Raw genomic sequence first — 13663 nt, 5'->3', positions numbered from 1 at the left:
GGGTGAGTGATTATTCACTTACCATCCTCAAAACTGCATTTAAACAGGACTTACGCAAAAAAGTTCTGAAGTAGCGGTAATTCATGAATTACCGCTACGACAAATCAGGTATTTGAGACAATTTAACGTAAGTCCTATTAAAAATAAAATAGATAATTTTAATATTGACTATCTTCATTGAAAATCAAGCCTTGTACTATAAATATTAGATTATTTAAGTATTAAATCATCTCGCTTTCGGCTGATTTTTCACATCGTAATTAATCCTACTAAAGATAGAAGTATGAAAACTCTAATTGCTAAATGCTAGTTACTTATTGGCCTTTCGCTATGAGATATTAGTCATTTTTATTTAAATTCATTAATTACTAGCGATTTGACTTATCAGAGCAGTACTTTGTTTTCATCTTCACTTGATCTTCACTTTGGTAGTAAAATGACGAAGTTAAGTTTTATGTTTCATCATTAAAGACATAAAACCCCCAATCAAAGAAAAGCTGCTAATTTCCCAAGCTTCTGCAATAGCTTAAAACTGGAAACCGGTAAAGAGAGGATTTGACACAATGGTATTTGTACAAGAACCACTACCCTTTGACATTAATGCTCTAGAGCCAGATGGCATGAAAGCTGAGACTTTCGAGTATCACTATGGCAAGCATCACAAAGCTTATGTAGACAACCTCAACAAGCTCACTGAAGGTACAGAACTTGCTGATAAGTCTCTGGAAGAGGTGATCAAAATTTCCTTCCAAGACTCCTCTAAGGTGGGAATCTTCAACAATGCTGCCCAAGTTTGGAACCACACTTTCTTCTGGAATTCCTTGAAACCAAAAGGTGGTGGCACACCCACCGGTGATCTCGCAGCCAAAATCGATAAAGATTTTGGTAGCTTCGATAAATTCAAGGAAGAGTTCTCTAACGCCGCCGCAACTCAATTCGGCAGCGGGTGGTCTTGGCTGATTGATGATGGTGGTACGCTGAAGGTGATCAAAACACCCAATGCAGAAAACCCACTAGCTCATGGTAAGAAGGCACTCCTAACCTTGGATGTTTGGGAACACGCCTACTACATCGACTATAAAAACGCCCGTCCAGCGTTCATCAAGAATTTCCTAGACAAGTTGGTCAACTGGGACTTTGCTGCTGAAAACTTGGCTAAAGCTTAATAGGACTTACGCACTGAAAAGCTGAAACTTCGTTCGCGTAGCGTGCGCTTCGCGCATTCCCCCCTAACCCCCTTAAAAAGGAGGGGATCTGAAAAGCCCCCTTTTTAAGGGGGTTGGGGGATCTCTTCTACGTAAGTCCTAACAATCAGTTAATTGACCAATCTTGTCAGCAGTCACGAACTAGTCTCGTGGCTGTTTTTGGTTGACTGTTGAGGGGATGGGGGAGATGAGGGAGCAAAATCTAGCTTTTCTGAGAATTGCGATTCATGATGACCGGGATAATGCTGTTGGTTTTGGGTCACGAATCGTAAAATAGCATTTAGCTTTAACCTGGGACATACTCTATTTGCCCCAGGTTAGAGCTAAAAATTTTGAAACCTGGACTTAGGAGTAAAAACAATGGTGCAAGCTGTACAACAAGAACTGACACTAGAAAAGGTAAATAAAGCTATTGAGGCAATCCTCAATGTTTTGGATGTTCCCGAACCCGGAAATGATTTACACGCCAAGGCTTTATCTGCCTTTGTAAATGGCGATTATCAAACTGTAAAGCGGTTAGCCTCGACCAATTTATCTGATTGTTATGTTAAGGCACTGGGTTATTTAGGTGGGGCTTTGAAGTTAACGCCAAACACTGACACAATTCTGGCAGAGTCGGCACGGGCAGCAGCTGACTTTGCACGAGAGAGAACATTACGTAAACTTGGGGCTGCGATCGCATCTGCACTCAACTAATAATTTTTCTGAGAGGAAACGCAGAGGCACAGAGAGAAAAAACGAGTATAGATTTTATTAAATTTGAGCAAATGTCAAAAAATGAGCTAACGGGCAGTAGTAAAGAACTAGCGCAATACATCGAAGCAACGAATAGTATCACTAAACCTTGGCTATTGGTACAACTGCGCCTCAAGAAATTGCAAGAGCGTCGAGCCACCCTGACAAACGATGTCTACACTAAAGAATTAGAAGACATTTACCAAGACTTGATGAATTTGGGGGAATGGTGGCGCGGTATTGAAGATGAGGTATTTTAAAGTGAGGAGTTATGAGTTATGAATTTTACTAGCTTTTAACTCCTAACTTTTAACTTAAAACGCAACCTGATGCCTCAAGCTCTCGATCAAGTCGATTACGATACTCTCGATGCTGCAAAACGACGCTTCATCGATGCCGCAAAACGCACACTTGGCTTTGCAAGCGCTTATGGGATCGTGCCCGCGTCAGGTCTCGGAGCAAGCGCTAACGCTTTCAGCTTCAACCTTGCTCCATTTATTGAGGCGGGGGCTAGAGAACTTTCGATGACACTTGTCCCCGAAGGACTGGGCACCGCAGATGATACCCGCCCTGACGACCTCAGTGGAGAAGAACTTCGACGATTCTGGTGGAATATTGGGATCAAGATCATCTCGTGTCTGACGAACGACGCTGCAACATCTGGTATGCAGACTCTACTTCTCGGTCTTTATCTGCCGTCGAGTACTCCTGAAACAATCTTTACCACCGCTTTTCTTGATGGGTTTCTGGATGGAGTGGTTGAGGGGTGCAAACGAGTGGGGTGTGTGTACCTCTCAGGGGAAACTCCTCAACTAAAAACTAAGATGATTCCAGGGCGGCTCGACATCGCTGGCTCGGTTTTTGGGGTTATGCCGGCTGGTGTCGCTCCTATTGATAGCTCCCGCCTGGATGCCGGAAATACCATTGTTCTCGTCGAAAGTTCGGGCCCCCATGAGAACGGCTTTACCCCACTGCGAAAGCTCGCCGAATCGCTCCCTGATGGCTACAGAACAAAACTTCCAAGTGGGCAGGAGTTCTGGGAAGCGATGAATGCTGCGTCGTATCTTTACACCCCGCTTGTACAGGCGGTGCTTGGTGAGGGAATTCGTCCCACGGCAATGGAAAATATTACTGGTCACGGCTGGCAAAAATTGATGCGGTCAGTGAAGCCGCTTCGGTACGTCATCAAAACGATGCTCCCAGTACCAGAGATATTTACATTTGTTGAGAGTCATCTTGAGGGCGGGGCCGAGACGATGCTTTCGGTGTTCAATTACGGTGCAGGATTCGCATTCTATACAGAGTCGGAGCAGGATGCAGAGAAAATTGTCCTGCTTGCAAGAGAACATCAACTCTCATCTGTGATTGCCGGAAGGGTTGAAGCGTCCCTTTCCCGCGAGGTAGTGGTAGAACCGCTTGGAGTCACCTTGAAGGGAGATTCTTTTGGAATTGCGCGAGGGGTATAATGCAGCCCAAGCGTAGGCATAGCCCGTCGTAGACATCGCTAGTTTTCTCGAAGCTATTGTAGACTCACTTATGCGATGCCTGCGACGGGCTACGCCTACGCTAAAGTCATTATTGGTTAGACTACAGATGTAATTACTGAGATAAATAATATTTTTTACACACAATATAGAATAGCATTTCCGGCTGATTAGAGATAATTATTCTACTAAGTCTTTATTCTCTAAGTCATTTAACACAGATGCTATAGCCGTATTTATGAAATTTATGATGCAATCTTTATCACTACGCAAATTTGAAGTAGTCCGAAATACCCATGACTACTGAGATTAAGATTTGCTAACGTAGTCTTAACATATTGAAAAATTTGCTGAGAAAGCTGAGAAAGTAGCAGCCGATACTAATTTTTAGTGTTGGTTCTTTCTCATCCAGAGATGTGGCGTTTTAGTGTGTTAAGAATATATATTTTTGTCCAGAGGGGGTTATGGTTGTAAATTTGGCCCGTACTACTGCTTCGGCAGAACTTTTGAAGCAAGTATTCCGTAACATTGATGCACAAAGTTGTCCAAGGTTATTCAACTTTCACATGCACACTGTTTACTCGGATGGCAGGTTGCAGCCGAGTGGATTGATGGAACAGGCGATCGCTATTGGTCTAAAAGGATTAGCCATCACCGATCATCATGGTATTATCGGCTATCAAGCTGCACTTGCTTGGTTAGAAGATTGGAAGTGGAATAATCCTGATGCAAGCATTCCTCACCTGTGGAGTGGCGTGGAAATCAATGCCAACCTTTTGAATATAGAAGTTCACATTTTGGCTTATGCTTTTGCAACAGAACACCCTAGTATGAAACCCTATCTGCAAAGAAGGGCGACTACAGGCCAAGAATATCAGGCAAGTAACGTGATTGCCGCTATTCATGAAGCTGGGGGATTGGCAGTTCTGGCTCATCCAGCTCGTTACAAGCGATCGCATTTCGACTTAATTCCAGCTGCGGCCCAAAAGGGTATCGATGGCGTGGAAACTTTCTACGCCTACAATAACCCTAACCCCTGGAAACCCAGCATCGTGGAATCAGAACAAGTGCAAAAGTTAGCTGATGAATACTTTCTTTTCAATACCTGTGGTACTGATAGCCACGGTTTGAGCCTCCTACAACGCTTGTAAAGATGAATCCATTTGTTTTTAATACCCCTGGTTCCAGCAGCCAGGAGGTTATTTTTTTGGGATATTCAATATATATCTGGTGAAAATGAATGTAGAGACTAGGATTTACGCACTGTACAAATTAATCATGGTGTGCTTCTAGCAAAATAGGTCATGTGAGGTTCAAAAATTTTTCTCCTTTACTATTCTGCTGTACAAAAATATCACCTTAAACCACAAGTGTTTCGGCTTTACTTATTTAGTTTTATTAGAGTTAACTTCAAGAGATTGAGAAGCTATCATGATTGTCTCTTTGGCAGCTTTTTCCTGACGTTCACTGTAGCGGTCTGTGAGATAATCAACTTTGTCACGCAATAGCAAGGTAAATTTGTAAAGTTCTTCCATAACATCGACAACGCGATCGCGGTAGAGCGAATCCTTCATAGTCCCGTCTTCGTTAAACTCCTGATATGCTTTAGCCACTGAGGATTGATTGGGGATAGTGAACATCCGCATCCAGCGCCCAAGAATTCTTAATGTGTTGACGGCGTTAAAAGACTGCGAACCACCACTCACTTGCATAACAGCCAAAGTTCTCCCTTGAGTCGGGCGAACGGCTCCGATACTAAGCGGAATCCAATCGATCTGGTTTTTCATAATGCCAGAAATCTGACCGTGCAACTCTGGGCTAGACCAAACCTGCCCCTCTGACCACAGGCTTAATTCGCGCAACTCCTGCACCTTTGGGTGAGTGTCAGGTACGCTGCCGTAGATCGGCAGTTCACGCGAGTCGAAAAACTTTACCTCTGCCCCAAATTCTTCAATGATGCGTGCAGCTTCTTCTGCCAAGAGGCGGCTATAGGAACGCTCACGCAGCGAGCCATACAAAAATAAAATTCTGGGGGGATGGTCAAATGTTGTCATGATAATTGGTTAGGGATTTCCAAGAAATAAAGCATCCTTGTAATGCTTATCAAGCAGATGTAATTTCTTGATTCACAGACTCAATTAATTGAGTGACCCGTTCTTTGATTTCATCGCGGACTCGCGGAAAAATTTCTGGTTGTTCTGCTGGATCATCTAACTGCCAGTCTTCAAATACTTCCCGCACAACCCACTCCGGTGGCAAATTCACCCCACAGCCACACAAAGAAATCACTACATCAAAGTCTTGTGCTTGAAAATCACTGAGGGGTTTGGAGTGTTGATCGGTAATGTCGATACCAATTTCTTTCATGGTTGCGTAGGCTTCTGGTCTGACCTGACTTGCTTCTAACCCAGAACTAATCACTTCAATCTTTCCTTTACCAAGAGTTTTGGCAAAACCTTCCGCCATTTGGGAACGAGCTGAATTCTTTTTGCAGACAAACATCACACGTTTCATGGTTCAAATCCTCCGAATAATTTGACTAAATTTATCAGCTTCTCGATTCAGATGGCAAAAAATAACGTTTTTCAAACCAGAAAGCAACATTCACAAGACCAATTAATACAGGCACTTCCACCAGAGGCCCGACCACGGCAGCAAAAGCAACACCCGAATTAATGCCAAACACGGCGATCGCCACTGCGATCGCTAGTTCAAAATTATTTCCAGCGGCTGTAAAGGCTACACTTGCGGCTCTAGAATAATCTGTCTTAATCCGCCAAGCCATGTAAAAGCTGACCAGAAACATGATGAAGAAATAGACGATCAACGGAATTGCAATCTTCACCACATCCAAGGGTATCTGAACGATCAAATTCCCTTTCAAGCTGAACATAACCACGATTGTAAATAACAGAGCAATCAGCGTCATCGGGCTGATTTTAGGTACAAATTCCTCGTGATACCACTGCTTGCTTTTCACTTTTACTAAGAAGTAACGAGTGAAAAATCCAGCTAGAAAGGGAATGCCAAGATAGATAAATACACTTTTAGCAATCTCGGCAATGCTGACATTCACAACACTGCCTTGTAACCCAAACAGTGGCGGCAGTACAGTGATATAAAACCAGGCATAAGGACTATAAAAGATGACTTGAAAGATACTGTTGAAGGCAACCAATCCAGCCGTGTACTCTGTATTGCCTCGTGCCAAATCACTCCACACAACTACCATTGCAATACACCGGGCTAATCCAATCAGAATCAATCCCGTCATGTATTCTGGATAACCGTGTAAAAAGGTAGCCGCCAGAGCAAACATCAAAATTGGCCCAATGATCCAATTCTGAATTAGTGACACACCAAGAATTTTTCCGTTGCGAAATACATCCCCTAATTCTTCGTATCGCACCTTGGCTAAGGGCGGGTACATCATCAGAATTAACCCAATGGCGATCGGTATATTGGTTGCTCCCACCTGGAACTGGTTGATAAAGGCTTCTACTCCCGGAAAGAAATAGCCCAGACCTACACCAATAGCCATTGCTAAAAAAATCCACAAGGTCAGGAAGCGGTCAATAAAGGAGAGGCGCTTTGAAATCTTTTTGTTTATTACGGGGTTCATACTGCTTACATTATTAGGACTTACGCACGATTTACGGAATAACAAACCGCAGAGGCCTAATATCTGTTTCTCCAGCACAGAATTTTTCAAACCCGCCAGTAGTACCAGAAATGTTAACTGCAACCTGCACCTGATTCTTTGAGTCAGCTTGATAGTCTTTGGCGTAGGCGTAGCCCGTTGCAGGTATCGCTTGGGTAATCGGATAGACTGTGCTGGAACCATCAATTTTTATTGTTGCAGCCTTACCAGAATCTCTTACCTCAGTAACCTTCGGTGACTGCTGAGTTTGAGTAGATGTGTTGGATGGTGCTGTACAACTGGTCGTCAAAGCCAACATTCCGAGTGCGAGAGCTAATTCCTTTGTTGTTGTGTTCATTGACCCCACCCCTGTGAGTTATATCAAGAGTATATCTCTATCATTTCAAAAAAAATTGATTTGTCAATCTATAAACAGCTAGAAGGAAACAAAACATTACAAAAAAAATTGATGGATTTTTAAGTCTCGCAGGGGGGACGAATAGGTAATATTGGGCTAAAGCGGCGGAATTCTGCTAAATACTGCTCTAAGGCAACAAACTGCGGTAGATTGAGGCTGTAGTAAATCCAGCGCCCTTCTTGACGAGCGCGAACTAAACCAGCTTCTTTCAGGGTTTTGAGGTGAAAAGATAGTTTAGACTGAGTGGTTCCCAGGTGGTCGCACAGGTCACACACGCATAGTTCTTGAGAGCGCAGTAGTTCTAAGACCTGAATCCGTAGGGGGTCAGACAGGGCATGAAAGCCAGCAGCGATCGCATCAGGAGTGAAGGTGCTATTAGGAACCATCAACTTTTCTTGAAGTGTTTCTTTATGGTAAAGTCTAAATCATCGGTTAAACAATACCTTTACCAAAAAGAAAGCTCTGTCTATAGTCGATTCTTAGTTGGAATCACAATCATCGAGAAATAGGGTACTTCGGCTGGATCAACTTCATCTAGGGGTATGATGCGTTGCTGTGATGTTGATGCCCGCTCAATATATCTTGCCCGTGATGCTAGCCCTAATTTATGCAGGATATCTCGCACTTTGGTAAAGTGACGACCTAGTTTCATAATTGCCGCTGCATCAGTCATCAACAGATGTGTAGTCAGTTCTTCTGCTGGCAATGGCGCAGGTAGGACGGTGAGGATATCGGTGTAGTAGGTGAAAGGTACACCCAAGGCTACCGGACAAGCCATTAGTGAGGAAACTCCGGGGACAACTTCTGTTTCGTATTGGTCACATAACCGCGTGAAGAGGTACATGAAGGAACCATAGAAAAATGGATCGCCCTCGCATAACACTACGACATCTCGACCGGCTGCTAAATGGTCAGCGATTGGTTGAATTTCGTGGTCATAAATAGACTTGGCCTTTTCTGGCTCCAAAGCGCGGGGGAGGTGAAATAGCACCTCGATTTGATTGCCAGGAAGATATTGCGCGACGATCGCTCTAGCGATACTTTGTTTATCTGTGGCTGATTGATAAGCTACCACAGGAGCAGCACGTAATAGCCGCAGCGCTTTCAGGGTCAATAGTTCTGGATCGCCTGGGCCGACACCAATTCCATAGAGACGACCTTTCGGTTGCATATTCATTCTTCCTCCGTTGCCAGGGCGTTAACTGCTGCTGCCGCGATCGCACTTCCACCGCGCCGACCGTGTAAGGTTAAAAATGGTACATTTCTGCTGTCTGCTGCCAGTGCTGCTTTTGATTCTGCTGCACCGACAAATCCGACTGGAAAGCCCAAGATAATCGCAGGTTTGGGCGCTCCTTCATCGAGCATTTCTAACAGTCGGAACAGGGCTGTGGGCGCATTGCCAATTGCGATCACCGATCCTTCCAGGTGCGATCGCCATAATTCTAAAGCTGCTGCCGACCTTGTAGTACCCATACGCTGGGCAAGTTCTGGCACTTCTGGTTCGTTGAGGGTACAGATAACTTGATTGTTTGCAGACAACCGCCGCCTGGTAACGCCATCGGCAACCATCCGGCAATCGCACAAAATTGGCGCTCCTGCTGCCAATGCTGCTCTTGCGGATTGTACTGCTGTTGGTGAATATCCTAAGTCAGTGACAATATCCGTCATTCCACAGGCATGAATGAGACGTACAGCAACTTTTGCTACATCTAGTGGCAGCACCTCTAAGTTCGCTTCTGACCGGATGATTGCAAAAGAATTACGGTAAATTTCGTTGGGATCTCGGATATAGTCGGGCATTAAATTTAGGATTTTAAATTTTGGATTGATATATAAAATTGAACCTCGCATGACTAGAAGTCACGCGATTCCTGCTTCAACGATCTGTGCCTGAATTACTTCAGGGCTTACAAGTTCTCCACAGGCAGTTATAGCATCCGGCGCACCGACGGCTGCTGTCTTGAAAAGTCTCTTTGTTGCTGGGGAGACCCCAGCAGTATTAATACCCCCGCTTTTCGCTGTTAAAATTCTCAACCCTTCACTCAAAATATTTAACGCGGCGTTTTTATCTCTCAGGTTATAATTACTGCAACTAGGACAAGTCCATTCACGCAACTTTAAATCTTTCACTAGAGGGTTGATAAAGCCACAAGAGTTACAAGTCTGAGATGAGGGGTAAAATGTACCGATTTTTTGCACAATTCTGTCATGCCAAATAGCTTTGTATTCAAGCATAGTGGTAAATTTAGACCAACTTGCATCGGTTATACTCAAAGCTAGTTTATGGTTTTTCACCATATTGGCAACTCGCAAATATTCAATACAGATAATACTATTTTCTTTAATTAAACGAGTCGAGAGTTTGTGCAAAAAGTCATCTCTCAAATTGGTAATCCGTTGGTAAATTTGAGCCAGCTTGATTTTCGCTTTGACTCTATTGTTACTACCTTTTACGCTGCGGGATAATTTTTTATTGTATGAGCGTAACTTCCTTTTTTGAGTTCTATAATATTTCGGATTATCTACAACTTCACCATCGCTAGTAACGAGATAAGACTTAATTCCCAAGTCTAGCCCAATATTTTGTGTGACTTGAGGGTATTTTTCTAACTCAGTTTCGCATAAAATACTTGCAATATACTTACCAGAAGAAGTCCGAGTTATCGTAACGTTTACAACATGAGCGGCAATGTCTTGGGATTTGTGAAATTTCACCCACCCTAACTTCGGAAGTTTTAAGCGATTCTCTATTACCTGGATGTTACCGTTTGTCAGATTCGTCTTGTAAGACTGCTTGCAACCGTGCTTCTTTTTGAATTTAGGGAAGCCGACGCCTTTTTTATTTTTGGACTTCTTGAAATCAGCAAAAAAGTTCTTGTACGCTATCTCTAAATTCTTAAGTGAATTCTGTAAGGCAAACTTATCGACTTCTTTTAACCATTCGATCTCCTTTTTTAGTAGGGTCAACTGCTGACTACAAGCGTTATAGTTTAAAGTTTTCTGCTCAGTCGTATATAACTCTTGCCTCAATGCTAGAAAACGGTTATACACAAACCTAACGCAACCAATTGTCTTATTAATTAAGACTTCTTGATTATGGCTAGGAACAAGTGTAACTTGAAACGTTTTTTGCATTTCTGTATTAATATTTCGCTATAATAATTTTATCATAATACCAAGCATCTAATATTCTAAATGTAGAAATATGGAGCCGTACACTCATGACTTGAAGCTCGCACAAGAGTGCAGCTTGTAGAAATCAAAATGCTTAGATTGCCGACTTCTCTAAAAAGTTGGGAATCTTCTTATTCACAAATGATTGAGGAATAATGTTAAATAATTGCTGTAATTGTTCCAGTGCATATCGATTAGCAAATTCCCCAAAGGACTCATCAGAATTTAAGCGTTGAATTTTATATACATATAGCATCCGCTCTATTAATGCAGGTAGTTCGGCAAAAGTTACATATTGATATAGTTCACGTCCGAATTTCTGATTGCTGTCACCAACATAAATGTGATATCCCTCTACAGTTCCGTTGTCAGCTTCAATACTGACACCGAGGAGAGTAATATCACTCTTGCTATGCTGGGCACACGATTTTTCGCAGCCGCTAAAGTGGATATTAACTGGGTAATCAAGAGTAACGCGAGTTTCAAGATACTTTGCCAATGCCAACGCATGACTTTTAGTATCCGTGGCAGAAGCGGCGCAACCCTTTTTTCCAGAACAGGCAACTAATCCACCCTTGATGTTGGTTGCAGAGGAATCTAATCCTAAGAAAGCAATTTCACTTTGGACATCAGCAATGCATTGCTGAGGAATATCTGTAAGAAGTAAATTTTGCCAAGGGGTTAACCTGAGAGTTTCACTGCCGTATTTTGCGGCTAAATCTGCTAAACCCCGCATCTGTCTACTCTCCAATCGGCCGAGGGGCAAGACGACACCAATGTAAAATAAGCCTTGCTGACGTTGGGGATGGATGCCAATATGCTGATATTTCGTATCTGATCGCTCCTCCAACCCCTCTCCTTGCAGGAGAGGGGAGAATTTCTCCCCCTTCCCTGCGAGGGAAGGGGGCTGGGGGGTTAGGTCTTTTCTTGCTTCACTAGATAAAAGAGAAAAAGGTAAACATTGTTCAACTTCCTGGAGATAATTTTCACAACCCAAAGTATTCAATAACTCTCTCAAACGTAGCCGCCGCTTACTCGTAGTATGACTATGAACTAGATAGACATCCGCCAAAGCTGCCAAGATGGGCAAACATTTCTCTGGTGGTAACAAAATTCCCGTATCGCTAGGCGGTTGACCCTTCTCGCCGACACTGAGATAGAGGCGAAAGTAAACATTACCATCAACTAAAACAGCAGCAAAGGCGATATCATTCAAGCGATCGCACACCTGAATTATCCCACCACCATCAAAGCAAACGCTAAATTTTGCCGACAGTCCCGAAAGCGCCGGATGTGCAGCAATATAATCATCCCAACCTTGGACAAAAGGGCGAGTATCGATTAATTCCTGGGGATCGATACCAGCAGTTGGACTGGTCATAATATTGCGGATTTGGTCTACAACAGTATTGTCAGAACCCAATCCCATATCCTGTAGGTACTTCAGAACCTCAGCATTTATCCCCGTGCGGATTTCACGAACTTGGAGGTTAGCTCGATTAGTCACATCTATATAGCCGCCACCGTGCTGTTCTGCTATATCTGCGATCGCACGGCACTGCTGACTACTAATAATTCCACCTGGTATTCTAACGCGAGATAATATACCATCTGCGGCGGGTGTAGCATAAAACAAGCCAGGACACGTGGCAAATCCAGAAACCAAACTTAGAACTCCTTCCCCGTGCAACGCAGGGAGTAGACGGTGAGTGTGTCTTGAGGACATCCTGAGAGTTGGCATTCTGACTTGGGTGATCCCATCACAGCTGCGGCACAGTCCCGGAATTTCACCGGAGTTTCCCAACTCTCAGCTTTTGTAATTTAGACTTTGTTTTGGTTATAGATATCAACCAGACATCATCTAGATAATCATCTTACATTACCATAGCCAGAAATTTTACCTGAGCTTATCCACTGTCGTGTTAAGTGGTTCATGCGCCAGTGCGATCGCGTGGAAAGCTAGATCGCAGCTTTTTGTCGAAAACGGCTGTGAGTTTTTGTTTTCATCCCCTTTAGGGGAAGTGGTTATGTAAAGAGTACTTTACCAGAGATTGTCAATATTTTGTCAAAACCCTTAATAATTGTGGGCGAGAATGTAGGTAAATTGGAAATCTTAACAATTTTCTCCTGATGTTTCACACGCACCAATACTCACCCAGGTGCTAGAACCATCTTCCCAATGTTCTTTCTTCCATATAGGGGCATTGTGTTTGAGCGTATCAATAGCATATTGGCAAGCTTCAAACGCCTCACTCCGATGAGGAGAACCCACAGCTACTAAAACGCTGATTTCCCCAACTCGCAAACGTCCAACGCGATGATAAATCGCGACTCGATTCACATCAGACATAGATAAGCGAATATCAGCAGCAATTTGATAAAATATCCGCAACGCCATCGGTTCATAAGCTTGATACTCTAGAGCAATCACAGGTTTACCATCGGTTTGATTGCGAACCATACCACTCATCACAACCACAGCACCGTTGGCTGGATCGTCGGACTTGGTGTAGATTTCTTCCAGAGACAATGGTGCAAAGGTAATGGCAAAACTATCTTCGGCTCTTGGTTTAACAGCAGAGGCAAGTGTACTCGTCATAACTACATTGATATTATGTGGGCTTTTTCTATTGTCTCTGAACAAAGCGTTGCTGGCCTATGTTCACTAGCTCTTGTTAATGCTTTTGGGCAAAAAAGGATTTTTTAAGTTGATAAATGTGGCAAAGTTTTGATTATTCCCGACACCTTGGCTGATGAACGATTTGCGACAAATCCCCTAGTTACCTCTGCTGAATTGAGTGTGAGATTTTATGCTGGCGCACCTTTGTTAGCACCGACAGGAGAAGCGATCGGGACTCTGTGTATAGTTGATCGCGTACCACACCAAATCAGTCTTCAACAGGTGGAAGCATTACAAACTCTTAGTCGCGTGGTAGTTAGACAGCTAGAGAACCGACGGAAGTTGAACTGACAAGCATAAAACACCAGTACAAGCAGGTACAAGAAG

General features: G+C 43.4%; 15 protein-coding genes, 1 pseudogene and 1 riboswitch. Of the genes and pseudogenes, 6 read left to right on the top strand and 10 right to left on the bottom strand.

All coding sequences use genetic code 11. From position 1 onward, the window contains the following. Positions 1 to 563 precede the first annotated feature (563 nt). The 5 genes from V7K62_RS29450 (at position 564) to V7K62_RS29430 (ending at position 4575) form a co-directional block, all read left to right on the top strand. Positions 564 to 1166 (top strand): superoxide dismutase, encoded by a 603-nt coding sequence (locus V7K62_RS29450; RefSeq protein WP_334870458.1) that lies wholly within the window; start codon positions 564 to 566, stop codon positions 1164 to 1166. Positions 1167 to 1565: 399 nt separating this feature from the next. Further along, positions 1566 to 1901, top strand: a complete 336-nt coding sequence (locus V7K62_RS29445; RefSeq protein ID WP_334830234.1) for a hypothetical protein — start codon at positions 1566 to 1568, stop codon at positions 1899 to 1901. Positions 1902 to 1972: 71 nt separating this feature from the next. After that, positions 1973 to 2200 (top strand): hypothetical protein, encoded by a 228-nt coding sequence (locus tag V7K62_RS29440; protein WP_334830232.1) that lies wholly within the window; start codon positions 1973 to 1975, stop codon positions 2198 to 2200. 69 nt (positions 2201 to 2269) lie between these two features. After that, positions 2270 to 3406 (top strand): AIR synthase related protein, encoded by a 1137-nt coding sequence (locus V7K62_RS29435; RefSeq protein ID WP_334870456.1) that lies wholly within the window; start codon positions 2270 to 2272, stop codon positions 3404 to 3406. 482 nt (positions 3407 to 3888) lie between these two features. Further along, entirely contained in the window at positions 3889 to 4575 is a 687-nt protein-coding gene (locus V7K62_RS29430) for a PHP domain-containing protein (protein ID WP_334870454.1), read from the top strand. Between the two features lie 234 nt (positions 4576 to 4809). On the opposite strand, the gene arsH is transcribed toward V7K62_RS29430, so the two are convergent. The 10 genes and pseudogenes from arsH to V7K62_RS29380 form a co-directional block, all read right to left on the bottom strand. After that, complete coding sequence (arsH, locus tag V7K62_RS29425; RefSeq protein ID WP_334870452.1) at positions 4810 to 5478, bottom strand: arsenical resistance protein ArsH; 669 nt, start codon at positions 5476 to 5478, stop codon at positions 4810 to 4812. A gap of 49 nt (positions 5479 to 5527) precedes the next feature. Further along, positions 5528 to 5938 carry an arsenate reductase, glutathione/glutaredoxin type gene (gene arsC, locus V7K62_RS29420; RefSeq protein WP_334870450.1) on the bottom strand — a complete coding sequence of 137 codons (411 nt, stop codon included), beginning with the start codon at positions 5936 to 5938 and terminating at the stop codon, positions 5528 to 5530. Positions 5939 to 5972: 34 nt separating this feature from the next. Then, on the bottom strand, positions 5973 to 7046 hold the full coding sequence (gene arsB / locus V7K62_RS29415; RefSeq protein ID WP_334870448.1) for an ACR3 family arsenite efflux transporter: 1074 nt from the start codon (positions 7044 to 7046) through the stop codon (positions 5973 to 5975). 58 nt (positions 7047 to 7104) lie between these two features. Then, positions 7105 to 7422: pseudogene (locus V7K62_RS29410) on the bottom strand (ABC transporter substrate-binding protein); the annotation flags it as partial. Between the two features lie 119 nt (positions 7423 to 7541). After that, complete coding sequence (locus V7K62_RS29405; RefSeq protein ID WP_334870447.1) at positions 7542 to 7868, bottom strand: ArsR/SmtB family transcription factor; 327 nt, start codon at positions 7866 to 7868, stop codon at positions 7542 to 7544. 80 nt (positions 7869 to 7948) lie between these two features. Further along, the gene (locus tag V7K62_RS29400; RefSeq protein WP_334870517.1) at positions 7949 to 8653 is read right to left on the bottom strand and encodes a precorrin-2 C(20)-methyltransferase; all 705 of its coding nucleotides are present in this window, start codon (positions 8651 to 8653) and stop codon (positions 7949 to 7951) included. Positions 8654 to 8655: 2 nt separating this feature from the next. Further along, the gene (locus V7K62_RS29395; protein ID WP_334870446.1) at positions 8656 to 9282 is read right to left on the bottom strand and encodes a precorrin-8X methylmutase; all 627 of its coding nucleotides are present in this window, start codon (positions 9280 to 9282) and stop codon (positions 8656 to 8658) included. Between the two features lie 60 nt (positions 9283 to 9342). After that, positions 9343 to 10617 carry an IS200/IS605 family element RNA-guided endonuclease TnpB gene (gene tnpB / locus V7K62_RS29390; protein ID WP_334870444.1) on the bottom strand — a complete coding sequence of 425 codons (1275 nt, stop codon included), beginning with the start codon at positions 10615 to 10617 and terminating at the stop codon, positions 9343 to 9345. Between the two features lie 133 nt (positions 10618 to 10750). Beyond that, positions 10751 to 12382, bottom strand: coding sequence for a precorrin-3B synthase (gene cobG, locus V7K62_RS29385; protein WP_442937351.1), 1632 nt, complete (start codon positions 12380 to 12382; stop codon positions 10751 to 10753). Position 12383: 1 nt separating this feature from the next. After that, positions 12384 to 12467: riboswitch (adenosylcobalamin-variant (AdoCbl-variant) riboswitch) on the bottom strand. A 302-nt stretch (positions 12468 to 12769) separates the two neighbouring features. Next, complete coding sequence (locus V7K62_RS29380; RefSeq protein WP_334870441.1) at positions 12770 to 13255, bottom strand: molybdenum cofactor biosynthesis protein MoaE; 486 nt, start codon at positions 13253 to 13255, stop codon at positions 12770 to 12772. Positions 13256 to 13384: 129 nt separating this feature from the next. Here V7K62_RS29380 and V7K62_RS29375 point away from each other — a divergent pair, with 129 nt between their 5' ends. Next, on the top strand, positions 13385 to 13627 hold the full coding sequence (locus V7K62_RS29375; RefSeq protein WP_334870439.1) for a GAF domain-containing protein: 243 nt from the start codon (positions 13385 to 13387) through the stop codon (positions 13625 to 13627). Positions 13628 to 13663 lie beyond the last annotated feature (36 nt).

This window comes from Nostoc sp. (assembly GCF_036917935.1).
Taxonomy (GTDB): domain Bacteria; phylum Cyanobacteriota; class Cyanobacteriia; order Cyanobacteriales; family Nostocaceae; genus Nostoc.
This window is presented reverse-complemented; position numbering and strand designations above follow the sequence as displayed.

Excerpts from the sequence above, each read along its gene's own strand:
- V7K62_RS29450 (WP_334870458.1), top strand. The coding sequence starts at position 564 with ATGGTATTTGTACAAGAACCACTACCCTTTGACATTAATGCTCTAGAG.
- V7K62_RS29445 (WP_334830234.1), top strand. The coding sequence starts at position 1,566 with ATGGTGCAAGCTGTACAACAAGAACTGACACTAGAAAAGGTAAATAAA.
- V7K62_RS29440 (WP_334830232.1), top strand. The coding sequence starts at position 1,973 with ATGTCAAAAAATGAGCTAACGGGCAGTAGTAAAGAACTAGCGCAATAC.
- V7K62_RS29435 (WP_334870456.1), top strand. The coding sequence starts at position 2,270 with ATGCCTCAAGCTCTCGATCAAGTCGATTACGATACTCTCGATGCTGCA.
- V7K62_RS29430 (WP_334870454.1), top strand. The coding sequence starts at position 3,889 with ATGGTTGTAAATTTGGCCCGTACTACTGCTTCGGCAGAACTTTTGAAG.
- arsH (WP_334870452.1), bottom strand. The coding sequence starts at position 5,478 with ATGACAACATTTGACCATCCCCCCAGAATTTTATTTTTGTATGGCTCG.
- arsC (WP_334870450.1), bottom strand. The coding sequence starts at position 5,938 with ATGAAACGTGTGATGTTTGTCTGCAAAAAGAATTCAGCTCGTTCCCAA.
- arsB (WP_334870448.1), bottom strand. The coding sequence starts at position 7,046 with ATGAACCCCGTAATAAACAAAAAGATTTCAAAGCGCCTCTCCTTTATT.
- V7K62_RS29405 (WP_334870447.1), bottom strand. The coding sequence starts at position 7,868 with ATGGTTCCTAATAGCACCTTCACTCCTGATGCGATCGCTGCTGGCTTT.
- V7K62_RS29400 (WP_334870517.1), bottom strand. The coding sequence starts at position 8,653 with ATGCAACCGAAAGGTCGTCTCTATGGAATTGGTGTCGGCCCAGGCGAT.
- V7K62_RS29395 (WP_334870446.1), bottom strand. The coding sequence starts at position 9,282 with ATGCCCGACTATATCCGAGATCCCAACGAAATTTACCGTAATTCTTTT.
- tnpB (WP_334870444.1), bottom strand. The coding sequence starts at position 10,617 with ATGCAAAAAACGTTTCAAGTTACACTTGTTCCTAGCCATAATCAAGAA.
- cobG (WP_442937351.1), bottom strand. The coding sequence starts at position 12,382 with ATGTCCTCAAGACACACTCACCGTCTACTCCCTGCGTTGCACGGGGAA.
- V7K62_RS29380 (WP_334870441.1), bottom strand. The coding sequence starts at position 13,255 with ATGACGAGTACACTTGCCTCTGCTGTTAAACCAAGAGCCGAAGATAGT.